This window comes from Candidatus Aminicenantes bacterium, from assembly GCA_026393855.1.
Lineage (GTDB): Bacteria > Acidobacteriota > Aminicenantia > Aminicenantales > UBA4085 > UBA4085.
Window position 1 is genome coordinate 1 of sequence record JAPKZJ010000070.1, and the last position, 25,740, is coordinate 25,740.

21 protein-coding genes are annotated in these 25,740 nt (G+C 64.6%); 12 read left to right on the forward strand and 9 right to left on the reverse strand.

The genetic code is table 11. The features are described from left to right. From NTZ26_07800 to NTZ26_07810, 3 genes are all read right to left on the reverse strand, one after another. Nucleotides 1-1,383, reverse strand: a 1,383-nt coding sequence (locus NTZ26_07800; protein MCX6560404.1) for a C69 family dipeptidase, incomplete at its 3' end; no start/stop codon positions are given. 135 nt (nucleotides 1,384-1,518) lie between these two features. After that, nucleotides 1,519-2,907 (reverse strand): pitrilysin family protein, encoded by a 1,389-nt coding sequence (locus NTZ26_07805; GenBank protein ID MCX6560405.1) that lies wholly within the window; start codon nucleotides 2,905-2,907, stop codon nucleotides 1,519-1,521. Further along, complete coding sequence (locus tag NTZ26_07810) at nucleotides 2,904-4,226, reverse strand: pitrilysin family protein (protein ID MCX6560406.1); 1,323 nt, start codon at nucleotides 4,224-4,226, stop codon at nucleotides 2,904-2,906. Before NTZ26_07810 ends, NTZ26_07805 begins: the two co-directional genes overlap by 4 nt. Nucleotides 4,227-4,360: 134 nt before the next feature. On the opposite strand from NTZ26_07810, the gene NTZ26_07815 reads away from it, so the two are divergent. The 4 genes from NTZ26_07815 to NTZ26_07830 are packed head-to-tail and all read left to right on the forward strand — an operon-like array spanning nucleotide 4,361 to nucleotide 7,377. Then, the gene (locus tag NTZ26_07815; GenBank protein ID MCX6560407.1) at nucleotides 4,361-5,110 is read left to right on the forward strand and encodes an ABC transporter permease; all 750 of its coding nucleotides are present in this window, start codon (nucleotides 4,361-4,363) and stop codon (nucleotides 5,108-5,110) included. A 7-nt stretch (nucleotides 5,111-5,117) separates the two neighbouring features. Then, entirely contained in the window at nucleotides 5,118-5,858 is a 741-nt protein-coding gene (locus NTZ26_07820) for an ATP-binding cassette domain-containing protein (GenBank protein ID MCX6560408.1), read from the forward strand. After that, nucleotides 5,855-6,799, forward strand: a complete 945-nt coding sequence (locus NTZ26_07825; protein ID MCX6560409.1) for an MlaD family protein — start codon at nucleotides 5,855-5,857, stop codon at nucleotides 6,797-6,799. Before NTZ26_07820 ends, NTZ26_07825 begins: the two co-directional genes overlap by 4 nt. Further along, nucleotides 6,799-7,377, forward strand: a complete 579-nt coding sequence (locus tag NTZ26_07830) for an ABC-type transport auxiliary lipoprotein family protein (protein ID MCX6560410.1) — start codon at nucleotides 6,799-6,801, stop codon at nucleotides 7,375-7,377. The genes NTZ26_07825 and NTZ26_07830 overlap by 1 nt, the downstream gene beginning before the upstream one ends. Nucleotides 7,378-7,403: 26 nt before the next feature. Here NTZ26_07830 and NTZ26_07835 read toward each other — a convergent pair whose 3' ends face one another. After that, nucleotides 7,404-8,861 carry an amino acid permease gene (locus NTZ26_07835; protein ID MCX6560411.1) on the reverse strand — a complete coding sequence of 486 codons (1,458 nt, stop codon included), beginning with the start codon at nucleotides 8,859-8,861 and terminating at the stop codon, nucleotides 7,404-7,406. A gap of 58 nt (nucleotides 8,862-8,919) precedes the next feature. After that, complete coding sequence (locus NTZ26_07840) at nucleotides 8,920-10,356, reverse strand: cation diffusion facilitator family transporter (protein MCX6560412.1); 1,437 nt, start codon at nucleotides 10,354-10,356, stop codon at nucleotides 8,920-8,922. A 123-nt stretch (nucleotides 10,357-10,479) separates the two neighbouring features. Between NTZ26_07840 and NTZ26_07845 the strand changes: the two genes are divergently transcribed. Further along, a complete protein-coding gene (locus tag NTZ26_07845; GenBank protein ID MCX6560413.1) occupies nucleotides 10,480-11,700 on the forward strand; it encodes a cation:dicarboxylase symporter family transporter in 1,221 nt (406 codons plus the stop codon). A 27-nt stretch (nucleotides 11,701-11,727) separates the two neighbouring features. Further along, nucleotides 11,728-12,840, forward strand: coding sequence for an o-succinylbenzoate synthase (gene menC, locus NTZ26_07850; GenBank protein ID MCX6560414.1), 1,113 nt, complete (start codon nucleotides 11,728-11,730; stop codon nucleotides 12,838-12,840). 21 nt (nucleotides 12,841-12,861) lie between these two features. On the opposite strand, the gene NTZ26_07855 is transcribed toward menC, so the two are convergent. Next, entirely contained in the window at nucleotides 12,862-13,716 is an 855-nt protein-coding gene (locus NTZ26_07855) for an outer membrane beta-barrel protein (protein MCX6560415.1), read from the reverse strand. A gap of 160 nt (nucleotides 13,717-13,876) precedes the next feature. On the opposite strand from NTZ26_07855, the gene NTZ26_07860 reads away from it, so the two are divergent. Genes NTZ26_07860 through NTZ26_07875 form a run of 4 tightly spaced genes read left to right on the forward strand, consistent with a single transcriptional unit; the run spans nucleotide 13,877 to nucleotide 18,915 of the window. Beyond that, nucleotides 13,877-14,503 carry a DUF47 family protein gene (locus NTZ26_07860; protein MCX6560416.1) on the forward strand — a complete coding sequence of 209 codons (627 nt, stop codon included), beginning with the start codon at nucleotides 13,877-13,879 and terminating at the stop codon, nucleotides 14,501-14,503. A 2-nt stretch (nucleotides 14,504-14,505) separates the two neighbouring features. Beyond that, complete coding sequence (locus tag NTZ26_07865) at nucleotides 14,506-15,507, forward strand: inorganic phosphate transporter (GenBank protein ID MCX6560417.1); 1,002 nt, start codon at nucleotides 14,506-14,508, stop codon at nucleotides 15,505-15,507. Between the two features lie 18 nt (nucleotides 15,508-15,525). Beyond that, nucleotides 15,526-17,622: a DUF4965 domain-containing protein gene (locus NTZ26_07870; GenBank protein ID MCX6560418.1), complete on the forward strand. Its 2,097-nt coding sequence runs from the start codon at nucleotides 15,526-15,528 to the stop codon at nucleotides 17,620-17,622. A gap of 30 nt (nucleotides 17,623-17,652) precedes the next feature. Further along, nucleotides 17,653-18,915 (forward strand): hypothetical protein, encoded by a 1,263-nt coding sequence (locus NTZ26_07875; protein MCX6560419.1) that lies wholly within the window; start codon nucleotides 17,653-17,655, stop codon nucleotides 18,913-18,915. A gap of 337 nt (nucleotides 18,916-19,252) precedes the next feature. On the opposite strand, the gene NTZ26_07880 is transcribed toward NTZ26_07875, so the two are convergent. After that, nucleotides 19,253-20,512, reverse strand: a complete 1,260-nt coding sequence (locus NTZ26_07880) for a cysteine desulfurase-like protein (protein MCX6560420.1) — start codon at nucleotides 20,510-20,512, stop codon at nucleotides 19,253-19,255. A gap of 519 nt (nucleotides 20,513-21,031) precedes the next feature. Here NTZ26_07880 and NTZ26_07885 point away from each other — a divergent pair. Continuing rightward, entirely contained in the window at nucleotides 21,032-22,324 is a 1,293-nt protein-coding gene (locus tag NTZ26_07885; GenBank protein MCX6560421.1) for a DUF362 domain-containing protein, read from the forward strand. A gap of 12 nt (nucleotides 22,325-22,336) precedes the next feature. On the opposite strand, the gene NTZ26_07890 is transcribed toward NTZ26_07885, so the two are convergent. Next, nucleotides 22,337-22,804, reverse strand: coding sequence for a low molecular weight phosphatase family protein (locus NTZ26_07890; GenBank protein MCX6560422.1), 468 nt, complete (start codon nucleotides 22,802-22,804; stop codon nucleotides 22,337-22,339). A gap of 267 nt (nucleotides 22,805-23,071) precedes the next feature. On the opposite strand from NTZ26_07890, the gene NTZ26_07895 reads away from it, so the two are divergent. After that, complete coding sequence (locus NTZ26_07895) at nucleotides 23,072-23,611, forward strand: lipocalin family protein (protein MCX6560423.1); 540 nt, start codon at nucleotides 23,072-23,074, stop codon at nucleotides 23,609-23,611. A gap of 48 nt (nucleotides 23,612-23,659) precedes the next feature. On the opposite strand, the gene NTZ26_07900 is transcribed toward NTZ26_07895, so the two are convergent. Continuing rightward, on the reverse strand, nucleotides 23,660-25,636 hold the full coding sequence (locus NTZ26_07900; GenBank protein MCX6560424.1) for a hypothetical protein: 1,977 nt from the start codon (nucleotides 25,634-25,636) through the stop codon (nucleotides 23,660-23,662). Nucleotides 25,637-25,740 lie beyond the last annotated feature (104 nt).

Sequence of the window (25,740 nt, forward strand, 5' to 3'; positions counted from 1 at the left end):
GCCGATCTGGAAGCCGCGCGGGATCTCGGTCATGGCGTTGTAGAGGGGCATGAAGCAGGAGGTGTCCTGGTGGCCCCAAGCCAGCCAAACGAGACCGCCGATCGGGTCCGGCAGGCCGGCCCGGGCCTGGGTGATCGTGACGTACTCGGCCCGGTTGACGCTGATGATGCGGGAGGTGTTGTACTTCTTGCCGTCCAGAGTGAAGCCGTAGGGCAGGAAGTTGGGGTTACCGAAGGGGCCGCCCTGCAGGCCGCGGGCCGGATCGAAGATCGTCCCCTCGCAACGGTCGCGGACGATGGCGATGACGTCCTTGAGGCCGAGCTTCTTGTCGGGCTTGGCCGAGAAGGGCAGGTCCATGTTGGGGGTCTCGGGGCCGAGGCCGAGCGAGGGCGCGACCAGGTTGAAGAACCGCCACAGCCGGACGCGCGAGCCGCCAGAGGCCAGGGCGCTCGTCTCGGTCGGGTCATAGGCCCGCTTCCAATTGAAAGGCTTGCCGCTCTTGGGATCGTACAGCTTCTGCTCGACGGCGAAGGAGATGACGTTGGGCGAGGCCATGAACATGTCCTTGTTAGACAGATCGATCTCGCCGATGCGCGATTCGTTGGGGCAGACCGAAACGTGGTCGTCAGGGACCCGCTGGGCGCACCAGACCGCTCCGGGCTTGCCGCTCGTAGGCGTCCAAAGGGCGCCGGCCGGCATGATCTCGAACAGCCAGACTTCCTTGGGATCGGCCACGGCCAGCATCTCGCCGGAGTCGGTGAATCCGTAGCCGTATTTTTCGGCCAGCGCACCCATGACCTGGATCGCTTCGCGGGCCGTTCCGCCCCGCTCCATGGCGACGAGCGTCAACATGGTGATGTCGAACTTGGGGGCGGAGGTCGTGTTCTCGATCTTGGCCACGGCGCCGATCGTCGATTCGCCGATCGAGACCTGCTTGTCGTTCATGTAGCCGAAGTCGCCGTGGATGTAGCCGTAGGTGTGGGCCGGCTGGGGGAGGTCCAGCCCGGTGTAGCTGTCCCCGACCCGGTCCCACTTGAGGCCCAGGGCGGGGCTCATGGCGTCGAACTGGCCGATGTGGTAGATCTTGCGCACTTCGCCGGGCTTATGGTCGGCGGCGGGGATGCGGCGGAAGGTCCAGTCGCAGCTGCCGCAGTCGCAGGTGTGGGTGGTCATGACCGAGCCGTCGATCGAGGCCAGGCGGCCGACCAGGACGACGGTGCAGGCTTCCAACCGCGGATCGACGTCGCCGCAGGTCGGGCAGACGGCGGGGGAGATAGCCGCGGCCGGCTTGGCCTGCTGCGGTCCGCTGAAGACCGGTCCGCCGGCCAGTGCCAGGACGGCGACGGCCGACACGAGAATGACGAGTCGGGATTTCGGTGTCATGAGGTCCTCCTTCGCCGACTACTATAGCGGAAAGGAGGATCGGGGTTCAAATAGGTCCGCCGCGGTCATGCGGAGGGCGGGGGAGGAGACGCTGGCGGGGGAGGCGATCGCCTCCCCCGCGCGGCGGAAAATCGCTTAAAAACCGGGGTCGCTGATCTTCTTCTCGGTCCAAGTCCCGAACTTGGCCAGCTGAGCCTTGATCTCGGCGCTCTTCCCGACCACGACCAGGACGTAGCCGTCGGACGGCAGCAGCCGGGCCGCGGCGGCCTTGACGGCCGCTTGATCGGACTTCTGGATGCCGGCCAGGTAGCGGTCGTAGTAGTCGAAGCCCAGGCTGAAGAAAGCCAGGCGGGCGTAAGCCCCGGCCTTGCTGGCGTTGGTCTCGAGGGTCGGCGGGAACTGGCCCTGGATGTAGTTGCGCGAGCTCTCCACCTCCTCGGCCGAGAAGCCCTCGGTGCGGGCCTTCTTGAGCAAGTCGAAGGCGATCTGAAGCATCTCGCCGATCTTGTCGTTCTTGGTATAGGAAGAGGCGGTGAAGGTGCCCCCCGAGCTGAACACCGCGAACGAGCTGGAAGCGCCGTAGGTCAGGCCACGCTTGATCCGCAGCTCGGTCGAGAGCCACGAGGTGAAGCGGCCGCCGAAGAGGGTGTTCATGACGGCGGCGGCGGGTGTTTGGGGATCGCCCAGGGCGTAGCCGGGAGCGCCCAGAATCCAGTAGGCCTGGTTGGCATCCGGCTTGTCGACGAGTAAGAGCTTGATGCCTTGCGGTTTGGGCAGTGGGGGCAGAGTGACGGCCGGGACCTTGGCCGCCCCCTTCCACTTGCCGAATGTAGCGTTGAGCAGGGTCGTCAGGGCGGCCTTGTCGATGTCGCCCACGACGGCGGCCACGGCTTTGGCCGGGCCGTAGTAGGATTGGTGATAGGCCTTGACGTCGGCCGGGGTCATCTTGGCCAGCGACTCCTCGGAGCCGTTGCCCAGGTGGCCCAGGGGGTGGGTTCCATAATAGGCTTTGGTGAAGTAATAACGGACCGCGGCGCCGGGCGAATCCTTAACCGATTTCAGCCCGTCGCGCCGGGTCTTGACGGCCTTCTGGAACTCGTCCTCCTTGAAGGAGGGGATGGCAATACAGTCGGCGGCGATGCGCAGGAGCTTGGCGAAGTGTTCGCTCAAGCTGTCGGCCGAGACCGTGACCATCTCCTCGCTCGAGCCGATGGCCAGGCGCGCTCCCATGAAGTCGACCGCCTCGGCCACCGCGTCGGCGTCGAGCGATCCGGCGCCCTTCTGCAGGAGCTCCGCCGTGAGGCTGGCGATGCCCTCCAGGGCGGCCGGCTCCTGGGCCGAACCGGCGCCGCGGAGCATGAGCCGGAAGCTCACGATCGGGGTTTCGGTTGTCCGCAGGAAATAGACGGTGATCCCGTTCTTGAGGACGAATTTTTCCGGAACGGGCAGCTTGAAAGCGGCCGAGGCGGGCAGGGCCATAGCCAGGGCCAGCAGGATGAGGACGGCGATCGTCCGGGTCTTCACTTCTCACCTCCCGTCGGGACGAGCGTCCCGACCGTCTTGTTGTTCTCGTTGAAGACCTTGCGGGCGGCCTCCGCGATCCGCTCTCTCTTGACGGCACCGAAGTCGTCCATCCGGTTGAAGGCTTTCTCGTAGCTGCCGTAGAGTATCTCGGCCTGGCCTAGGGCGCCGGCCTTGCCGTTGATCGACTGCAGCCCGAAATAGTATTGGCTGCGAATCATGTTCAGGGACTTCTGGAGCTCGGCCTCGGTGATCCCGTTCGTCTTGATCTTGCCCAGCTCCTCCTCGATGACGGCCTCGATCCGGGCCAGATCGGCACCGGGCCGCGGCCGGACGTCGATCGTGAAGAGCATCGGATCGATCGTCTCGGACACACCGCCGCCGACGCCGAGGGCGAGCTGTTCCTCGCGGACCAGCCTCTTGTAGAGCCGGCTGCTGGTGCTGCCGAGGAGGGCGTTCTCCAGGAGGGCCAAGGGTAGATAGTCGGGGTCGGAAGCCGCGGGCGCGTGCCAAACCGCTTGGAACGAGGGCGCCTGGGCCTCCTTGCGGATCAGAACCCGCTTGGGCCCCATCTGGGGCGGCTCGACGGTGGTCACCGCCGGCGGGGGCGTGCCCTTGGGAATCGGCCCGTAGTAGCGATGGATGAGGTCGGAGGCCTTGGCCGGGTCGAAGTCGCCGACCAGGATCAGGATCGCGTTGTTGGGGGCATAGTACGTGTGGTAATAGCCCAGAATCTCGCCCCGTTTCCAGCCCAGGATGTCGCTCATCCAGCCGATGACGTCCCAATGATAAGGGTGGGCCATGATGGCCGTGGCTTGGACGTTCTCGCTCAGGATGGACTCGTTGCTGTTCTCGCCGTTGCGGCGCTCCGAGGCGACGACCCCGCGCTCGGACTCGAGGACTTGCGGGTCGAAGGACGCGTCCTGCATCCGGTCGGCCTCCATGGCCATCATCGATTCCAGGGCGGCGGCCGGGAACCAGTCGGTGTAGCCGGTCATGTCGTTGCCGGTGAAAGCGTTGTTGGCGCCGCCGGCGAACTCCATCCGGCGGTCGAACTCTCCCGGGCCGAACTTGGGCGAGCCGTTGAACATCATGTGCTCGATGAAGTGGGAAACGCCCGTCAGCCCCGGCCGCTCGTTGCGCGAGCCGACCCGGAAGTAGGTGTAAAGGGCGACATTGGGGATGGCGTGGTCCTCGACCAGGAGGACCTTGAGCCCGTTGTCCAGGCTGAAGACCTTGACGTCCTGCTTGCGGAAGGCGGCCGTCGCGGCCGCCGCCAGGGCGGTCGTCAGCAGGAGAGCGAAGACGATCTTTCTTTTCATGAACAGCCTCCGTGCGGATTTCCACTGTAGCAGAGCGGGGGGGAGGGGTCAATCCGATCCCCGACGGGCGCCGGCCGGGCGCTCTATCTGTTCCTCGGAATATCTTGTATAATAAATACGAAGAGGGTTTTGTCATGCATCCGGTCGATCAGATCAAAACGTTCGCGTCCCTTCTCGCCGACGAGATCTACCACACCTTCTCCTACCTGCGTCGTCGGCGCGGGGTTCTGCCGGGCGAAGTCGTCCATCAGCTGTACGCCATGGGCTACCGGTCGGCGCCCATCGTCTGCCTGATCACCTTCCTGATCGGCATCACCATCTCCATGACCTCGGCCGCCCAGCTCAAAATGTTCGGGGCCGACATCTACCTGGCCGACCTGGTCGGGATCGCCATGATCAAGGAGCTGGTCCCGCTGATGGCCGGCATCATGCTGGCCGGCAAGATCGGGGCCTCGATCACGGCCGAGATCGGGACCATGAGCCTCATGGACGAGATCGACGCCCTGACCACCATGGGGGTGGCGCCGGTCCGGTTCCTGATGGTGCCCCGACTCATCGCCATTACCCTGGCCGTGCCCCTCCTGGTCGCCCTGGCCGATTTCGTCGGCATCGCCGGCGGCGCCTTCGTGGCCCGGACGACCCTGGGCATCCCGATCACCGCCTTTCTGCGCGAAATCCTGACGGTCGTCACCCTGCGCGATTTTCTGACCGGACTGGGAAAAACGCTCGTCTTCGGCTGGGCCGTGGTCATCGCGGCCGGGTTCAAGGCCTTCACCCTCGAGCGCGGGGCCGAGGGCGTGGGCAAGGCGACCACGGAATCGGTCGTCCTGTCCATCGCCCTGATCATCGGGCTGGACTGCGTCTTTGCCTTTGTTCTGTATTAGGCAGCGCATGGATATCATACAGGTCCGCGATCTCGATGTCGGCTACGGGGCCGAAACCATCGTGCGTGGACTGAGCTTCACCGTCCCCGTCGGCCGGATCACCGTCATCGTCGGCGAAAGCGGGTCGGGCAAGTCCACTCTACTTAAAACCCTGATCGGGCTGCTGCCGCCGTTGCGGGGCGAGGTCCTCCTGTCCGGCGAACGGATTGACTTTGGCTCCGACCGGGAACTTCGCCGCTTCTACCGGAGGATCGGTGTCCTGTACCAGAACAGCGCTCTGCTCAACTCGCTGACCCTTTACGAGAACATCGCCCTGCCCATCCGGATGCATCATCGGGACTGGGCGCGGGAAAAAGAGGCCGAGCGGGTGAACGCCATGCTCAGCCGAGTCGGGCTGGACGGCCACGGGGCCAAGTACCCCTTCGAGCTGTCGGGCGGGATGCGCAAGCGGGCCGCTCTGGCCCGGGCTATGGTTCTCGAGCCCGACCTGGTCTTTTGCGATGAGCCTTCGGCCGGACTCGACCCGATCACCTCATCCGGATTGGACGCCCTCCTGAACGATCTCCGCACCGCCCACGGCGTGACCTTCGTCGTAGTCACCCACGAGCTTCGCTCGATCGCCCGCATCGCCGACCGGATCCTGGTCATCCGCGATGGACGTCTTCATTTCAACGGCGAATATAGCGACGCGACAGCTTCGCCCGATTCCTATCTTCAGGCCTTTTTCCTGAGAAAGGCGGCGTCATGATCAGCAAAGAGCAGAAGACGAGGCTGACGGTCTTCAGCCTGGCTTCACTGGCCCTGTTCATCCTCTTCCTGGCCCTTCTTGTCGTCCCCATGCTCAAGTCCCGCGGCCTTCGCTACGTCATCAACTTCACCGGGACGTCGGTCAACGGATTGGTCTCGAGCTCGCCCGTCAAGTACCAGGGGGTGGAGGTAGGCAAGGTGTCCGACATCAGCGTCCATCCCGACGACCTGGCCTCGATCCGGGTCCGGCTGGAGCTTTCCCGCGCCTTCCCGGTCAAGAAGGACATGACCGCGACCTTGGCCTTCGGCGGCATCACCGGATCCAAGTTCATCGAGCTGGCTGGCGGCAGCAACGGCTCCCAGCGGCTGCCGCCCGGAGGCGAGATCCTGACCGCCCGCGGCTTAAGCGAGAGGGCCGAGGACATCGTGACCAATATCGACACGGCTGTCCGGCGGATCAACAATTTGCTGGGGCCGGAGAATCAGACCCGGATCTCGGCCTTCCTGGAGAACACCGAAAAAAGCGCGGCCATCATCTCCGGCGTCCTGGAGGCCAAGCGGGAAAACCTGGCCAACGCCATCACCAACATCGAGAAGGCGGCCAATGACTTCGGCGCCGTGACCGAGAACCTTCGCAAGATCACGGGCGATCTGAGCGGCCTGACCTCCAAGCTCGACGCCAACGCGGGGGACGCCCTGGGCAACCTGACCAAGCGATTCTCGGACGAGGAGATGGGCAAGGTCCTGCGCAACCTGGAGAGCTTCATCGAGGTCGCCTCCTCCAGCCTGAAGAAGATCGAGAACATCATCATCGTCCAGCAAGTCGACTTGAAGTCCACCGTGGAGAGCATGAGCGCGGCGGTCGACAACCTGTCCAAGCTGTCACGCGATCTGATGGAGGATCCGACCATGTTCCTGCGCAACCGCAAGGGGAAGAAGTGATGAAAAAAACCGTCCTCCTGATGTTCCTGACCGCGAGCCTCTGGGCTTGCTTCTCGGCCTCGCCCGACAAGACCTACCTTCAGCTTCACCTGGAAGCGGCGGGCGCCCCGCCACCGGTCTTCGACAAGGCCCTGTTCATCGACCGCATCGTCGTCGACGAGCTTTATGACGACTTCCGGATCATTTACCGGGTCACGCCGTTCGAGATCAACTATTACGCATACAGCTTTTGGGCCGAGAAGCCCGCCCGGATGGTCCGCGATACCCTGGAGCATTATTTCGCCGAAAAGAAGACTTTCCGCCGGATCCTGCCGGATGCGACACGGGGCGAGCCCGACTGGATCCTGCGTACGGCCATCCACGCGATCGAAGAGATCGATTCGGTGACGTCCTGGTCGGCCAGGCTGGCGATGGAACTGGAAATGGTCGAGGCCAAGACGGGGGCCATCCTGGCCACGCGCCGCTTCGATCGCCGCGAGCCGATCGGCCGCAAGGACGTGGCCGCCGTCCCCCCGGTCCTGTCCCGCATCCTGGTCGAGGAGCTGGACGCCTTCCTGCGCGCGATCGAGGGTCGCTGACGGCAGGCCGGAATCAGAAGACCGGATCAGGCTTGGGGGCCGGACGCTTCCGGCACGTTGAGCACGCTCTTGCGACGGCCGTAGAAGACGTAAATGGTCAGCCCGATGATCAGCCAGACCAGGAACCGCTCCCAGGCCGTCCTGGGAAGGTTGGCCATCAGGTAGCCGCACAGCAGCACTCCCAAGGCCGGCAGGAAGGGAAAGACGGGGGTGCGGAAGGGCCGGACGATGTCGGGCCGGGTGTAGCGCAGGACGATGACCCCGGAACAGACGATGATGAAGGCGAACAGGGTGCCGATGGAGCATAATTGGGCCACGACTCCGATCGGCATGAGGGCCGAGGCGACGGCGACGATCAGCCCGGTCAGGATGGTTGTCCGGTGCGGCGTCTTGAAGCGCCGGTGGACTTTCGACAAGCCCGGCGGAAGAAGGCCGTCGCGGGACATGGCGAAGAGAATGCGCGGCTGGGCCAGGATGAGGACAAGCAGGACGCTGGTGATCCCGGCTAGGGCTCCGACGCTGACGATGGCCGAAGCCCAGGGCATCTTGAGCTGGTTGAGGACGAGGGCCACCGGGTCGGGTACGCCCAACTGCTGGTAGGGGACGATCCCGGTCATGATGGCGGAGACCGCCATATAGAGAACCGTAGCGACGGCCAGCGAGCTCATGATGGCGATGGGCATGTCCCGCTGAGGATTCTTGGCCTCCTCGGCTGCCGTCGAGACGGCGTCGAAACCGACAAAGGCCAGGAAGACGATGGCCGCCGCCGTCATCACCCCGCCGAACCCGAAGGGCATGAAGGGGTGCCACAAGCCGGGCTTGACGTGCCAGACGGCCAGGACGATGAAGAACACGATTACCGCCAGCTTGATGATGACGATGATCATGTTGATGCGCGAGCTTTCCTTGATGCCCCGGACCAGGAGGATGGTCAACAGCGCGACGATGAAGATGGCGGGAATGTTGATGACCGCGCCCGTGGCGACGAATTTATGGAGCGCGTCGCTCCATTCGAAGGGCGCGTTGACCAAGGCCGCGGGCATGGCGATTTTCCAGGGGCGGAGGATGTTATTGACCAGGTTGGTCAGATAGGCCGACCATCCGATCGCCACCAGGCAGGCGGCGACCATGTACTCGAGGAGGAGATCCCAGCCGATAATCCAGGCGGGGAGCTCGCCCAGCGTCGCGTAGCCGTAGGTGTAGGCCGATCCGGCGACGGGGATCATGGCCGCCAGCTCGGCGTAGCAGAGGGCGCTGCAGGCGCAGGCCAGGCCGGCGATGGCGAAGGACAGGATGATGCCGGGGCCGGCGTGTTTAGCCGCTTCGACGCCCGGCAGGACGAAGACGCCGACGCCGATGATGCAGCCGACGCCGAGCGCGATCAAGTCCCAGACGGTCAACGCCCGGCGGAGCCTGTGGCCCTCCGTCTCCGTGTCCGACAGGAGCTGGTTCAGGTGTTTCTTGCGGAAAAGGGCGTTGGCCATGGCTACCTCGCGGGTTCGGGTTTGAAGCTAGGCTTATAGCACAGCCGCAAAGCGGCGGTCAATTCGCGGGGGGCTCGGGCGGTTCTATGTGAATGACCACTCGGCCCAGCCGGGGCAGGCGCCGGCGCAGGGCCAGCTCAAAGCGCTCGGTGAAATGGTGGGCTTCCTCGAGCCCCGTGGCCGCGTCCACCGTGCAGTGGAAGGCGACCCGGACGCCGTCCGCGGCGGTCCGGATGTCGAAATCATGGGGGCGGCAGCGCAGGCCCATCCGCGGCGCCAGATCGGCGATGACCGTCCGGACCCGCTCCTCCTCGGCGGCTTCCGCCCCCGCTGCGGTATCGGCCCGCGGCCGGACGGGCTCGAGGTGGGTGACGATCCGCTCCAACCCCGGCGAGGCTTCGCGCAGATCGGCCTCGAACTGGCTGGCCTGTTCGTGGGCGTCCCCGACTCGTTCGGCGTCCCGGATCTCGAGGTGAAGGTCGACCGCCAGGTGCCCCTCCTCCTCGTGGAAGAGGATGTCGTGGGCGTCCATGTGGCGGCGGGCGGCCAGCGAGCGGACCAGGCCCACCAAGTCCTCGCCCCCCTCCCGGCTGGGGGCGACGTGCACGATGATGTCCGCGCCCGGCTGGCCGAGGGCCCTGCGGATGGCCGCTTTGGCCTGGTTGGAGATCTCGTGGGCGTGTTCGAAGGCCTCATGCCGGTTGACGAAGACCACCACGTCCACGAAGAGCTCGGGCCCGGCCCGGCGGATACGGGCCTGTTCCACGTCCAAGACCCCGGGGACGTGGGCGGCCTGGATCACCTCCTCCCGCAGAGTCGCGGGAACCCCGTCGAGAAGGTCGGTGATGGTCTTCTTGCCCAGCTCGAAGCTGACGAAGACGACGATGGCCGAGACGCCGAGGGCGGCCACGGCGTCGGCCTTGGCCAGCCAGGGCAGACCCAAGGCCTTGGATGCGCCGACCAGGGCCAAGCCCAGGATGACCACGGACGACGACCAGACATCGGTCGAGAAGTGGAGAGCGTCGGCTTCCAGGGCTTGGCTGTGGTGCTTGTCGGCCGCCCGCTTCAACATCCGGGAGCGGGTCAAGTCGATGAGGATCGAGATGGCCATGACTAGAAAGGCCCAGGCCGAAGCCTCGACGTGGACCTCCTGGAAGAAGAGCCGCCGGACGGCCTCATAGATGATCCAGACGCAGGTCAGAAGGAGAAGGGCCGTCTCCAGCAGGGCCGAGAGGTTTTCGACCTTGCCGTGGCCGTAAGGGTGGTTGGAGTCGGCTGGGCGGCTGGAGACCGTGACGGCGATCAGGGTCATGGCCGCGGCGACTAGGTCGAGGCCGGAGTGGGCGGCCTCCGCCAGGATGCCCAGAGAGCCCGTCAGGAGGCCGACGGCAATCTTCATCCCGGTCAGGAAGACGGCGGCGATGACGGAATTCAGGGCGGCGGCCCGCTTTTCCCGGTCGGAAGCGGCCAAGGGCGCTCGTGCGGCTTTGCTCATGATCGGCCGGAATATCATAAGGCCGTCGGACTTTGCAGGCAAGCCTCTTTTCGGTGGTTTGCATTTCGCCCGCCCGTCCGCTATAGTGCCCTCCGTCGCAACCCCAATCGAGAGGCGCAGCGCATGGCCGCCAAGAAGAAACGCCTGACCCTTTATATCTTCATCGGCATGGCCCTCGGCTTGGCCGTTGGGGCCGTCTTCCCCGACATCGGCGTCAAGCTCCGGCCGCTGTCCATGATCTTCATCCGGCTCATCAAGTCGATCATCGCTCCGCTCATCTTCTCCACCGTCGTTGTGGGCATCGCCGGGCATAGCGATCTCAAATCCGTCGGCCGGATGGGGCTGAAGGCCCTGCTCTATTTCGAGATTGTGACCACCATCGCCCTGTTCTTGGGTCTGGGCTTCGTCAACCTGATCCGGCCCGGCGTCGGCGTCCAGCTCGTATCCGGCGGCGACCTGGCCGGCATCGCGGCCAAGCCCCAAACCTTTGCTGAAGTCCTGGTCCATATCTTCCCCCAGAGCTTTTTCCAGGCGGCGGCCGAGGGCGACATTCTTCAGGTCGTCATTTTCAGCCTTATTTTCGCCGCGGGCTTGAGCCTGGCCCACCATAAAAAGAAAGTCCTTTTGGACGTCCTCGACAGCGTCGCCGAGACGATGTTCAAGTTTACCGGCATCGTCATGCGCTTCGCCCCGATCGGCGTTGGCGCGGCCATTGCCGTGGCCGTCGGGAGCAAGGGCCTGGGCGTGCTCGTCAACCTCGGGCTCCTGATCCTGACCTTCTATGCTTGCGCAATCACCTTTGTCGTCTTAGTCTTCGGCGCGATCATCCTGATCTTCAAGGTTCCCCTCCGGCTCTTTATCCGGGCCGTCAAGGAGCCGGCCATGATCGCCTTCTCGACGACGAGCTCGGAAGCGGCCTTGCCCAAGGCGCTTCAGAACATGGAGGCCATGGGCGTCCCCAGGGAAGTCGTTTCCTTTATCCTGCCGACCGGGTATTCCTTCAACCTTGATGGGACTTCGCTCTATCTTTCCCTGGCCTCGGTCTTCGTGGCCCAGGCCGCCGGCATCCATCTCGGGTTCGGCCGGCAGCTGATCATGGTCTTCACCCTGATGCTGACCAGCAAGGGGGTGGCCGGCGTGCCGCGGGCCTCCCTGGTCATCCTAGCCGGCACGCTGGCCTCGTTCGGCCTGCCCCTGGAAGGGGTGGCCATCCTGCTCGGGATCGACGAGCTCGTGGACATGGTCCGGACGACCGTCAACGTCATCGGCAACTGCCTGGCCTCGGTCGTGGTGGCCAAGTGGGAGAAGAAGTTCGTCGAGACCGAGGCGCCGGTCTTCGACTGACCCGGTTATTTCCGGCTGGAGGCGATCATGCGCGTCGAACGGATCGAGATCCGGCACACCAAGATGGAGCTGGTGTCGTCCTTCGAGACCTCGATGGGAGTCGAGCGCCATGAGGAGCACATCATCATCCGGGTGGACGGCGAGGGGCTGACCGGCTGGGGCGAGTGTGCGGTTGCGGACGCGCCCCTATATTCGTCCGAAACCGTCGGCACGGCTTGGCCGATCTTGCGGGATTTCCTGATCCCGGCCGTTTTGGGCCGGACCTTGGATCGGCCCGCCGCCGCGACCGCTCTCTGGTCCCGCTTTCGCGGCCATCGCATGGCCAAGGCCGGGCTCGAGGCGGCCCTCTGGGATGCTTTGGCCAAAGCCCGCGGCTTGTCCCTGGCCCGGATGATGGGCGGCGCGCGCGACCGCGTCCCGGTCGGCGTCAGCGTCGGCCTGCAAGCCGACCCGGAGGCCTTGATCCGCATGGTCGGGGCCTATCTTGAGGAAGGCTACGGCCGGATCAAGATCAAGATCTCCCCGGGCCGGGATGTCGCGCTGGTCAAGGCCTTGCGGGCCGCGTTCGGCGGCGTCCCGCTCCAAGTCGACGCCAACTCCGCCTACCGGCTCGAGGACGCCCCGGTCTTCGAGGCCATGGACGGTGAGGGCCTGCTTCTGATCGAACAGCCGCTCGGCTACGAAGACATTTACGACCACGCCAAGCTGCAGAGCCGGCTGCGCACGCCGATCTGCCTGGACGAGAGCATCCACAGTCTGGATGACGCCCGGGCCGCCATCGAATGGAAGAGCTGCGGCGTCATCAACATCAAGCCGGGCCGGGTGGGGGGGTTCCTGGAGTCGACGGCCATCCACGATTTCTGTGCCGGACGGGGCATCCCGGTCTGGCATGGGGGCATGCTGGAATCGGGGATCGGCCGGGCCGGAAACGTGGCCTTGGCCTCGCTGCCGAACTTCACCCTGCCGGGCGACATCTCGGCCAGCCGCCGCTATTACAAGCAGGATATCGTGGAGCCGGAGTTCGTGCTGGGGCCGGGTTCGACCCTGGCCGTCCCGACCGGGCCGGGCCTCGGGGTCGAGGTCATCCCCGATCGCCTGGCCCGGGTCACCGAACGGGTTCAGGAATTCCGGGCCGGCTGAGTCGGCCCCGCGGCTTGGGCCTCAGATATGGATGACGAGGCCGAAGCGCAGCGAGCCGCCCGTGAGATCGAGCTTGGCCTCCCGCACGCTCAAGTAGCCGGTCGGCGTCGCTTCGGATACCATGACGACCAGGAAGCGCTCGCTACCGACTCCCGGGATTTCGACCGCGTAGAACGTCCCCGTCGTCTCGAAGGAGTTGGAATTGTCGCTGGAAGAGAACGTGCCGGTCAGTCCGCCGAACTTGGCGTAGCGGCCGGCGATCTCCAGCAACAATCCGATCGAAGGGGACAGCCTGAACTCGAATGCGGCCGCGGCCTGGAAACCCAGGCCCGTGCCCTTGACGGTGTTTTCCTGGCGGATGGTGTCGGATCCTTCGGTCAGCGTCCAGAGCGTCGAGGCCCGGGCCAGATGCAGCTCCGGCCCGCCGCTGAGAACCACACTCATTTTAGAGGAGACCGGGATGGTGTAGAAAAGGCCCAGTCGGATCGGCACCGAGCCATAGGCGGGCTTGACGGTCTCGGGCAGCGTCTCCGAACCTTGTCTGAACTCAATTGAGCTCTCGCGCGCGGCGTTAATATATCCGGCGCCCAGCCCGATCCCCAGGTTCGGGCTGATCTGAAACACGATGTCGCCGCCGAACTCCAGACCGAAGCGGGCCGGACCGAACGCCCCTGTGACCGAGTAGCCGGCCATATCCGCCAACCGGCTCCAATAATCGGACATGCCCTGCTGGCCGTCGTTGACGTCGCCTCCCGAAAGAAGGGAGGGGGCGCCGTACAAACGGATCGAGAATCGTCCGCCCTGGGCGGCGGCGGGAACGGTCAGGCCGAGGACGGACAGGGCTAGGACGATGATCGCGGCTTTGAATCGATGCATGGCCAACGCTCCTTCGGCCGGGAGAGGCCCTCCCAGCCAATTCCTATAGTAATTGTCGGAAATGGTCTTGTCAAGGGCGGGCGGACCGGGCCGGTCCGGACCCGGGGGGCGGCTTGCATTCCCGCAGCCGAATGAATAGAATCCATCCTTCGAGGCTGCCATGAAATTCCTGCTTCCCAAAGAACCGGCGTTCTCCGAAAACTTCCAGAAGATGTCGGGCGCCCTGACCGACCTCACGGCCGTCTTCCAGGACTTCACCCGCGAATTCCGCGACTTCGAAGCCTACTGGCGGAAGACCAAGTCCATCGAGCACAAGGCCGACGAGATCGCCCACGCGATCATCGGCCTGATCAACAAGAGCTTCATCACCCCGTTCGACCGCGAAGACATCTACCAGCTGATCCACGAATTCGACGACATCATCGACCTGATCGAGAACACCGTCCACAACATCTACCTGTACGACGTCAGCGTCAAGAAGCCCTTTGTCGACGAATTCTCCCTGCTCATCGGCCGGGCCACCATCGCCCTCAATAAGCTGGTGGCCGAGATCTTCCACCAGCAGAAGTACACCGAGTCGATGTGGAAGCTGATCCGGGAGCTGCACGACCTGGAGGACGAGGGCGACCTGGTCTACCAGCGATCCATCCGGGCCCTTTTCCAGGAGGAGAAGGATCCCATCGCGGTCATCAAGTGGAAGGACATTCTGAATACGCTCGAGCACATCATGGATGTCTACCAGAACATGAGCAACACCGTCGAGGGGATCGTCGTCAAGGGCAGCTAGACATGGCCTGGAGCTTCGGGTTCATCGCCTTCATCATCGCCGTTGCCCTGGCCTTCGATTTCACCAACGGCATGCACGATGCGGCCAACTCCGTGGCCACGATCGTCTCGACCCGCGTGCTCTCCCCGAAGCAGGCCGTCATCTGGGCCGCCTTTTTCAATTTCGTTGCCTTCTTGATCTTCGGGACGGCCGTGGCCAAGACGATCGGCAAGGGCTTGATCGACATCACCGTGGTCACTCCCGTGGTCATTTTGGCCGGACTCTTGGGCGCGATCGCATGGAACCTCCTGACCTGGTGGTGGGGCCTGCCCTCCAGCTCCTCCCACTCGCTAATGGGCGGCTATATGGGCGCGGCCGTAGCCAAGGCCGGCTTCGGCGTCGTCATCCTCTCGGGCTGGATCAAAATCGTCATCTTCATCTTTCTGGCCCCCCTGATCGGCATGATTTTGGGGATCATTCTCGAGATCGCGATGACTTGGTTCTTCCACCGCCAGCCCCTGGCCGTGGTCAACGTCTGGTCCAAACGGCTGCAGTTCGTCTCGGCTGCCCTCTACAGCTTGGGCCACGGCGGCAACGACGCCCAAAAAACCATGGGCATCATCGCCAGTCTGATCTACTCTTCGGGCCACATGAAGGAATTCCATATCCCGCTCTGGATCGTCCTCTCGTGCCATGCCGCCATCGCCATGGGGACGTTGTCGGGCGGCTGGCGGATCGTCAAGACGATGGGTCAGAAGATCGTCAAGCTGCGGCCGATCGACGGCTTCTGCGCCGAGACGGCCAGCGCGGTTTCGATCTTCACCGCCACTCACCTGGGCGTCCCCGTTTCGACGACCCACGTCATCACCGGGGCCGTGGCCGGCGTCGGCGCGGCCAAGAACGCGGCGGCCGTCAAGTGGCAGGTCACGTTCAAAATCGTCTGGGCCTGGGTCCTGACGATCCCGGCCGCTGCCGCGATGGGGGCGATCCTCTTCAAGCTGGCTTCTCTCGTCTTCGGACGCTGATTTTTACCGGAGGTGCCCATGCCCCGTCCTCTCGCCTTTGCCGGGTCCCTGATCGTCGCACTGGCGGCCTGCGTCGGCCTCGCCGCCGCGGCCGACTCGTTCCGCCCGCCCGCCGTCCCTCTCATCACCCACGACCCGTACTTCAGCATCTGGTCGACGGCCGACCGCCTGACCGACGACTGGCCCAAGCATTGGACCGGCCGGGCCCACGCCCTGTCCGGCCTCGTTCGCATCGACGGCAAGCCGTATCGGATCATGGGCCCGTACCCGCGGCGCGTGCCTGCTCTGGCCCAGGCATCGCTGGAGATCTTCCCGACCCGGACCGTCTACACCTTCCGCGACGCCGGCGTCGAGCTGACCGCCTCGTTCCTCTCGCCGCTTCTGGCCGAGGATCTCGACGTTCTTTCTCGGCCCGCGAGCTATCTGACCCTGGCGGTCCGGTCGACGGACGGACGCCCTCATGAGGTGGCGGCTTATGTCGACTCCTCGAGCGAAATCGCGGTCAACGACGCGGGGCAGAGTGTCGTCTGGTCTCGTCTGCGGCTGAACGGCTTGGAGGCGCTGGCGATGGGCACCCGAGACCAGCCCGTCCTGGCCCGTAAGGGTGACGACGTGCGCATCGATTGGGGCTTCTTCTATCTCGGTGTCCCGGACGGCCAGGGCGCCCGAACCTGCCTCGCCCTGGCCCAGCCGGCCCGGGACTCGTTCCTGGCCGACGGACGCCTGCCGGCCCGGGACGAGACGGACATGCCGCGCCCGGTCGATGACGGCTATCCCGTGGCCGCCGCCGCCTTCGATCTGGGGCCCGTCGGCGCCGAGCCGGTCGCCCGCCGGGTCATCCTGGCCTATGACGACCGGTTTTCGATCGAATACTTCTTCCGCAAGCTGCGGCCGTACTGGCGGCGAGGGGGCTGGGACGCTGCGGATCTGCTGGAGGCCGCCAGCCGCGATTACGCCGGACTGACCGAGCGGTGCCGCCGCTTCGACGCCGAGGTCATGGCCGATCTCACTGCGGCGGGGGGGGCCAAGTACGCCCTGCTCTCGGCCTTGGCCTATCGTCAATCGCTGGCGGCCCACAAGCTGGCCGCGGACATCGACGGCACGCCTCTCTTCTTCCCCAAGGAGAATTTCAGCAACGGCTGCATCTCGACGGTCGACGTCATTTATCCCGAGGCCCCGATGTACCTGCTCTTCAGCCCGGCCCTGATGCGGGCCTTGCTGACGCCGGTCTTCGAATACGGCCGGCTCGGCGAATGGAAATTTCCGTTCGCCCCGCACGACCTGGGCACCTATCCGCTGGCCAACGGCCAGGTCTACGGCGGGGGAGCCAAGACCGAGGAGGATCAGATGCCGGTCGAGGAGAGCGGCAACATGATCCTCATGGCCGCGGCCCTGGCCCGGGCCGAAGGGACGCCCGCCTATGCCCTCCGCTATTGGGACCAGATTAAGACTTGGGCCGAATACCTGAAGGCCAAGGGGCTCGATCCGGAAAACCAGCTCTGCACGGACGACTTCGCCGGCCACCTGGCCCACAATGCCAACCTGTCGCTCAAGGCGATTCTGGCGCTTCGCGCCTATGCCGATTTGTGCGAGAAGACCGGGAAGAAGACCGAGGCCGCGGCTTACAAGTCGCTGGCCTCCGATTTCGCCGCCCGCTGGGTCAAGATGGCGGACGACGGCGACCACTACCGGCTGGCCTTCGACAAGCCCGGTACCTGGAGTCAGAAATACAATCTGGTCTGGGACAAGCTCCTCGGCTACAACCTCTTCCCGCCCGAAGTGGCCCGCCGCGAGCTGGCTTATTACCGCAAGGTCCAGGCGCCCTTCGGTTTGCCGCTCGACAACCGCAAGGAATACACCAAGATCGACTGGCTTCTCTGGACGGCGACCTTGGCCGGGACGGCCGAAGAATTCGCCGCCTTCATGGATCCTGTCTACGCCTGGATGAACGCCACAACCGACCGGGTGCCTTTGACGGACTGGTACTGGACCAACACCGGCCGCAAGGCCGGATTTCAGGCCCGGCCCGTGGTCGGCGGCATCCTGGTGAAGATGTTGGCCGATCCGGCCTTGGCGGCCAAGTGGGCCCGCCGGTCGGCCCCGACCGGAAAATAATCTCCGCAATCCGAAGAGGAGGATGATCCCATGACTAAAAAAGCTCTCATCATCGTCGCCGCCGCTGTGCTTCTGGCGGCGTGCGCCAAGCCGGCGGCGGAGAAGCCGAAGGCCGACCAAACACCGTCGGCCGTCCCGGCAGGAGGCATCATGTTCAAGGACGACGTCGATTTTCTCAAGGCCCACACCAAAGTCGAAGTCCTGACCGACCCGACCGGGATGGCCCAAGTCGCGGTGAATCCCGATCTCCAGGGCCGGGTCATGACCAGCACGGCCGGCGGCCCGCAGGGCCCGAGCTTCGGCTGGATCAACCGAGCCCCGCTTCTTTCGGGAGAGAACAACCTCCACATGAACGCCTTCGGCGGCGAGGACCGTTTCTGGCTGGGCCCGGAAGGCGGCCAGTTCTCGATCTTCTTCAAGAAAGGCGAGGCCTTCGACCTCGATCATTGGTTCACCCCCCCGCCCATCAACGAGGGGGCTTTGCCGGTGGCCGAAAAGAGCGCGGATCGGATCGTGTTCAAGGCCCCGATGCGGCTGACGAACTACTCGGGAACGCAATTCGATCTGGAGGTGGTCCGGGCGGTCTCTCTCCTGAATAAGGAGCGGCTGGCGGCATTGGGCGTGGACGCTCCGGCCGGTTTGTCATGGGTGGCCTATGAAACCAGCAATGAGATCACCAATACCGGGACGGCGCCGTGGACCAAAGACACGGGCCTGCTCTCGATCTGGATTCTGGGGATGTTCAACCCCTCGCCGGCGACGACCATCGTGGCCCCGTTCCGGGCCGGTGCGGAGAGCGAGCTGGGACCGATCGTCAACGACGCCTATTTCGGCAAGGTCCCGGCCGACCGCTTGAAGGTGGACGTCGATAAGAGCGTCATCTATTTCAAAGGCGACGGCCTCTATCGCAGCAAGATCGGCTTGACGCCGAAACGGGCGGCGGCGTTCATCGGCAGCTACGACGCCGCCGGGAAGGTTCTGACTCTGGTTAAGGTGACGGTCGATCCGGCCGGCGACTATGTCAATTCGATGTGGGAGATCCAAAAGGAGCCGTTCCGGGGCGACGCCGTCAATTCCTACAATGACGGCCCAGCCTCGCCCGGGGCCAAGCCGTTGGGCCCCTTCTACGAGCTGGAGACCTCCTCGCCCGCGGCCGCGCTGGCCCCGGGGGCGAAGCGCGTCCATCGCCATGTGACTATGCATTTCCAGGGCGACGAGGCGGCGCTGGACGTCATCGCCCGCAAGGCGCTGGGCGTCGGCTTGGCGGACATCAAAGCTGCATTCGTAAATTAGATTCAGATCCCGTTTCCGAGGGCGGAATAAGCGTCGCGGTATCCGGCCAACGGCGAAATTGCGAGGGCGACGCCTTTTTCCATAACTCTCCGAGGGAAGCTAGCGGCCGCCGAGGGCTGTTTGAGCATGCGACAATCTGCCGGAATCGAAACGGAGTGGGTGGTCTCCGGGACCGGGCGATCTCGCATGCGGAGTTCCGCCCTCGCGGGGACTTTCGAAGCGACGTCCCGACGAGGACTGCGAAGCGCTGAGGCGCCGAGAAGAGTAACGCAAAAAAGGCGTTAAAAACCCGCGCCGCCGGGCCGATCACCGTGCCGCAGGCCCCGAAAACGGAAGATTATAGTTTGGCGATCCGGGCCAGGGATTTCCCGAAGCGGGCGATCTCGTCCCGGGTGTTGTAGTGGACCGCGCCGACCCGAACCATCCCGCCCGTCTCCTCGACGCCGAGGCGGCGGGTGACTTCCAGGGCGTAATAGTTCCCTTCCCAGACGAAGATCCCGTCCTTGTCCATCTCTTCGGCGATTCGCCGGGGCGATAGATGGGGCAGGCGGAAGGCGAAGGTGGGCGCCCTTTCCTCGAAGCGAGCCGGATCGGTCAGGCCGTAGACGGTCGCGCTGGGAGTGTCCTGAAGCGCCTTGAGCAGGGCCAGAGTAAGGTCTTTTTCATGAGCCCGGATCGCGGCCAGGGCTTGTTTGAAAAGAAGTGCGCGCCCCTGAAAGCGGTCGGCCAGGACGGAGCCGAAGTCTTTGCCGTATTCACGGCCCAGCCACTCGAAATACTCCAATGTGCCCAGAAGTCCGGCGATGGCCTCGTGATTCTGAGTCCCCGTCTCGAACTTGGTCGGCAGATCATCCGAGGCGGGCCGGACTTTGTATGCGAAGAGCTCGTCCAGAAGCCCCCTCCGGCCGTAGAGCACGCCCATGTGGGGGCCGAAGAACTTGTACGGCGAGCAGGCCAGGAAATCGAAGCCCCCGGCCCGGACGTCGATCGGGCCGTGCGGCGCGTAGTGCACGGCGTCGATGAAGACGAGCGCTCCGGCCCGGTGGGCGATCTCGGTCAGCTTCTCGACCGGGTTGATTGTGCCGAGGGCGTTGGAGGCGTAGCCGAGGCAGACCAGCGCCGGCTTCTTCTCCATGGCCTTTTCGAATGAGCCCAGGTCCAGCGTTCCGTCCGAAGGATTGAAATCGACCCATTTGATGGAAGCGCCGCGGTCCTCGGCCAGCAGGAGCCAGGGCGAGATATTGGCGTCGTGGTCGAGCCGGGTGACGACGATGGCGTCGCCGGGCCGGATCTGTCTGGCCAGGGATCGGGCCAAGTGGAACGCGAGAGTGGTCATGTTGGCCCCGAAGATGATCTCCTCCGGTCCGGCCGCGTTCAGAAAGTCGGCCATGGCCGCCCGGGAGCGGGCGATGATCTCGTCCGAGGCGCGGCTGGTGGCGAAGACCCCCTCATGATTGGAGTTGGTCTCGATCAGGTACTCGAGCATGCGGTCGAGGGCGTGCTTGGCGACCTGAGTGCCGCCGGGATTGTCGAGATAGACCTCCGGCCGCTGGAGGGCCGGGAACTGGTGGCGGATCTTGTGCGGGTCGAGTGCCATGAGGGGCTCCTTTCATGCGGCCGGGGAGATGATTGCGCAGCCGCACGCTCCTGTCAAGGAGGGCTCACAGTGCGGAGGTTCGCTCTGGCGGAAATTTTTGCGCCGTGGCATCTCGTTTTTCTCGGCGGCTCGGAACTCGCGTCTCGCATCGATTTTACGGTTTTGGTACGGTCCGCTCAGACATCCTCGCCGTCCCTCTTCTTTCCGAGCGGGATTCCCTCGACACCTGCCGGAGCCGCATGACGTATCCTCCCCTGTTTAGGGGAGGCAGGAGGGGTAATATCAATAAAGGAAATTGGAATGCGGCTACGTTTAGGCGAAATTTCCGCCCTCGCGACGACGGGCGAAACGCCGGTCGTAACGAGGACTGCGAAGCGACCGCATCGGCGCTCACCTCCACACCGTTCGCCCCAATGGAAGAGTCTTTCGATAACGATCAAATTGAGTCTAAATGACGAAGATGGAACAGAAGTGAAGTTATGATTTGACCGGGACGATCGGCTTGGGAATAATAGCCGCATGACAGCAGCGAAAAGACCCAAGGTCATCATTCGCAATGCGCCGGCTTACGACCCGGCCAAGATCGAGGCCATCGTCCGCGAGGGGATCGAAGAGCTCGGCCTGACCGGCCGGGTCCGAGGCCGGATCACGATCAAGCCCAACCTGGTCATGGCCCACGCCAAGATCGCCCCCTCGGCCTACACCAGGCCCGAGCTCATGGCCGGCATCCTGGGCGCTCTGCGCGGTGCCGGCGGGGCCGAGGTGCGGCTCTCGATCGCCGAGAAAAGCGGGGCCGGCCTCCCCACGCCCCGGATTTTCCGTCGGGCGGGCTACCATCGCCTCCGCCGGCCTTACGGCGTGCGCCTGGTGGCCATCGAGGAGGCTCGCAAAGTCCGCGCCCCGCTCTATAAAGGCAAGGTCCACGACCACATCCTGACCGCGCCCGAGATCGTCGACCGGGATTTCCTGGTCTACGCGCCCAAGCTCAAGACGAATTACTTGACCCATGGCTTGACCGCGGCCGTGAAGCTCAACGTCGGCATCTATCGTGACCGGCAGCGGATGAAAGACCACAACTATCTTCTGGACGCCAAGATCGTGGATGCCCTGGAGATCGGTTATCCCGACCTCATCGTCACCGACGCCATCGAGGTCGGATTCGGCGGCAACCAGTTCACCGAGCACGGCCGACATTTGGGCCTTGTTCTGATCTCCGATTCGCCCTTGGCCCACGACGTCGTCTGCGCTCTTTTGCTGAACCTCGAGCCGCGCTCGATCGGCCACCTGGTCGAGGCCGAGGCCCGCGGATACGGTTCGCTGGATCTAGCCGGGATCGATTTCGGCGGCGATGTGACCCTGGCCGAAGCCCGGGCCCGCACCTTGGGCTGGGATCCCAACGTCATCCGGGTGGAGAAGGCCCACGGCAACATCCGGGTCTTGAGCGGAGAGCCCTACTGCACGGGCGGCTGCCACGGCGTCTTCCTGGATTGGCTCTACATGATCAAGGACCGCAAACCGAAGCTCTGGCCCAAGCTCCCGGCTTGGACCGTCGTCATCGGGGAATATACGGGCGACGTCGAAGCGGACCGGCTGCTGCTCATCGGGACTTGCACCAAGATCAACGGCCAGGTCCGGGCCCGGAAGGTGCGGCGGGTGCGGGGCTGTCCGCCCAAGCACAAGGTCCTGGTCCTGTCGCTCCTGCTGAAAGCCCGGATCTGGAACCCCTTAATCCGGCCCGAGCTGGTTTTCGACGGCTACATCTATCAAGCCTTCGCCATCGTGCGCCGCTTCCTGCGCGGCCGGATGGGATGAGAACGATCCGGACTAGGGCTTGCGGCCCGGAAGCCCTTTTTCCATCTCCCGGTTGAGAAGGAACTGCTCCAAGTACGACTCGATCTGATCGGCCGTCCGTTCGTAGGCGTCGATACCCAGCCCGCAGGGGTCGACGACATCCCAGCCGTATAAGCGCTCTTGCGGTATCTGCGGCATCCCCGAAAGCCGCAGGAAGACCGAGTTATCCATGGCGATGATGTAGTCGAAATCCTGCGGGCGGCTGTCGAGGACGAAGCGGGGGACATGCGTGGACAGATCCAGCCCGGTCAGGCGGCGAATCACCAGCAAGGCCTCGGGGAACATCCGGCCGGGGGAGGGCGAGACTCCGGCGCTCGAGGCCTCGATCGCGGGGGCGTGCCAGCGGCGGGCGATGGCCATGGCCATCGGGCTGCGGCAGAGATTGGCCAGGCAGACAAACAGGATCTTGACGGGCTTGGCGGCCGGATCGTTGGCGTTCATGAACTCCCGGATGTTATATCCGGGCGGAGGCCTTTCGTCAAGAAGGCTCGGATAATGGGGGGCCAAAGACGCTCGCTCCCCCAGCGAGGGAGCTCGCTCCGGCCGACTCGGTCGCTCCCATCCCTTCGGGGCTGGACCATGCCCGCTCCCTCGTCGATGGCTTTGGCCCCCCATCACCCTCGCCTAGATTAAGCTCTGGCGAATATATGCGGAGCAAAACGAGAAAGCTATGTTGACCCGAAACCGAACTCGGTCGATAATGAAGGCATGAAAACAGCGCTTCTTCTCACCACGATTCTCCTGGCCGGAGCCGCCGCGGCTCCGCGCCTCTCCGAGGACAAGCCCCTGGCCACGGTGCCTTCCGTCGACTTGCAAAAGTATATGGGCGTCTGGTTCGAAATCGCATCCTTCCCCCAGAAATTCCAAAAGGGATGCCACTGCACCACGGCCGAGTATTCGATGACCGACAAGGGATACGTCAGGGTCGTCAACACTTGCCGGAAGGATTCCGCCGCGGGCAAGGTCAAGACGGCCTCGGGCAAAGCCTTCGTCGTCGCGGGAAGCCATAACGCCAAGCTGAAGGTCCAGTTCTTCTGGCCGTTCCGGGGGGACTACTGGATCATCGACCTGGCGGCCGATTACAGCTATGCCGTGGTCGGGGATCCCAGTCGGAAATATCTTTGGATCCTGGCCCGGACGCCGAAGATGGAGGAGCCTCTTTACCGGGAGATCGTGGGCCGGATCGCGGCGAAGGGCTTCGACGTCGCCAAGCTCGTCCTTCAGGACCAGGCCTGCGCCGGGAAATAAGGTCCATCTCCCGATTCCGGGAAGCGTGGCCCGGGGTGTCGGCCCGCCTCACTTCTCCCAGCGGAAGGGGGCCGTCAGCCGTTCTTCGATCCAGGCTTTGTTGATCAGGATCCCGAACTGGTCGTGGCGCATGGTCTGGCCCGTGTCGTAGCGGAGGGCCTCCCGATAATGCCCCAGGGCCTCGTCGCGCTCGCCCAGCAGATCCTTGAGCATACCCATCCAGGCGCGGGCAGCGAAGCGTTCCAACGTTTCGGGTGTCGTTTCGGCCAGGGTCGAGAAGGATTGGAAAGCCTCCGGCCAATACCCGCCGTCGAAGAGGACGAGGCCTAGCCGGAACCAGACGTTGCGGTCGGGAATCTTTTGGGCCCGGGCGATCTCATAGAGGCGGAGGGCTTTTTCGCCGGCGCCGGTGGATGGAAGCTCGAACAGAACGGCGGATTGAAGCTCCTCTGCATCCATTGGAATCGGATCCTGCCGCAAGGCGAAAGCCCGATCCGGATCGAGGGCGACCGTCTTCAGCGGGGACCGGCTTTCGAAGCGCAGGACGGTCAGATCGGACAGCCGGTCCGTCGTCGCCGTCCGGGCCGTGCCGTCCTCGAACTCGGCCCGAACGGGCACCGGCATCTGCATCGTCCCCTGTGAAAGAATCCGGATCTCGCTGACGAACCCGGCACCCTCGGGACGGCAGGTTTGGGCCGTGATCTTGTAGCTCGGGTAGGTATTGGAGCGAACCCAGGCCAGGAAGAACCAGCCCAGGTCGAGCCCGCTCTCCTCTTCGGCCAGGCGGCGGAAGTCGCGCCAACCCAGGCGGCGGCCGCCGTATTCCCGCAGGGCCCGGGCGTAGACGCGATGGAACGTCTCGCGGCCCAGGACGCCGTCCAGGGCGCTGACGACGCTGAATCCCTTGCCCTCGACGACAGTTTTGTTGCGGTCCCAATCGATCAGGGTCTCCTGGGCGGGGGGGATGTCCAAGGTCGTGTCGAGGCGCTTCTCCATCCCTATCAGGAACTGGGCGAAGAAGCCCGGATGGCGATCGGGCGAAAGGCCTTTGGCCCGGGTGTATTCCCGGTCGGCGAAGATACCCAGGCCGATCCACAGCCAGGCCGGATCGTCGGCGTCCAGAACGTACTCTCCCCAGTATTGGTGCCCGACCTCGTGCGAGGTGATCCATTGCCAGAAGTCCGCGTTGCGGGAGGCCATCTTCTCCTGGCCGTGGATGACCACGATCCCCGTGGCGAATGGATAGCCGCCCCAGGGGTCCGAACCGCCCGGGATGACGGTCAGCGATGGGAAGGGATAGAAGCCGAGCCATTTTTTGTAGAAACGGACGGTGTCGGCGGCCGTGGCCAGGCAGAGGCGGGCGCAATCCGCCCCGGCCTCCGTAAACAGCGCCCGGATCAGGACGCCGTCGGCCGCGATCTCCTCGGCCTTCATGCCGCGCCCGAGATAGAGCCCGAACGTCGCGGCTGCATCCGTCTTGTACGTCCCGGTCCCTTGGTCGAGCCGACCGCTGGCCGCCAGGGCGTAACCGGGCGGCGCGGCGACCTTGACCTCGAACGCGTCATGCCCCGCCATTCCGTTCCACCAGAGCCGCGGATGCCAGCCGGTCAGCTTGTACTCCCGGCCGTCCCCGCGCAACAGGTCGGACGCCGAGAAATCGATCTGCAAGATCAGCTCGGCCTTGGGCGCGAGAGGCGCCGGCAGGTCGAAAAGCAGGGGAGCCGCCAGCCGCTCCCGTCCGACCGGGTTAAGCGGCTCCAAGCGGCGTCCTCCGACCCGGACCTCGACCGATCGCGTTTTGGAAACGGTCCAATCTAAGGCGATCCGGGTCATAGGGAGCAAGCCCGGGTTGACGAGACGGACGGTTTCGCTCCCGGAAACGGTCCCGTTTTCGGGGCTGATCGCCGCTTCGATCTTGTACCGGGACTTGGGGGGATCCGCGGGAACGCGGAGGGCTTCCCCGGCGGCGCCTCCAACGAGGCAAGCGAAGAATAGGGCGGCCAAGCCCGCGTCGCGAAGAGTCATGGCGTCTCTCCTCTGCGAATCCATTATAAAGGAAAAGGGGAGGCATCGTCCCGTCCCGATGACAACCGTCCTGCCACGAGGGCGGCCGGGCGCCCCGGCATCCG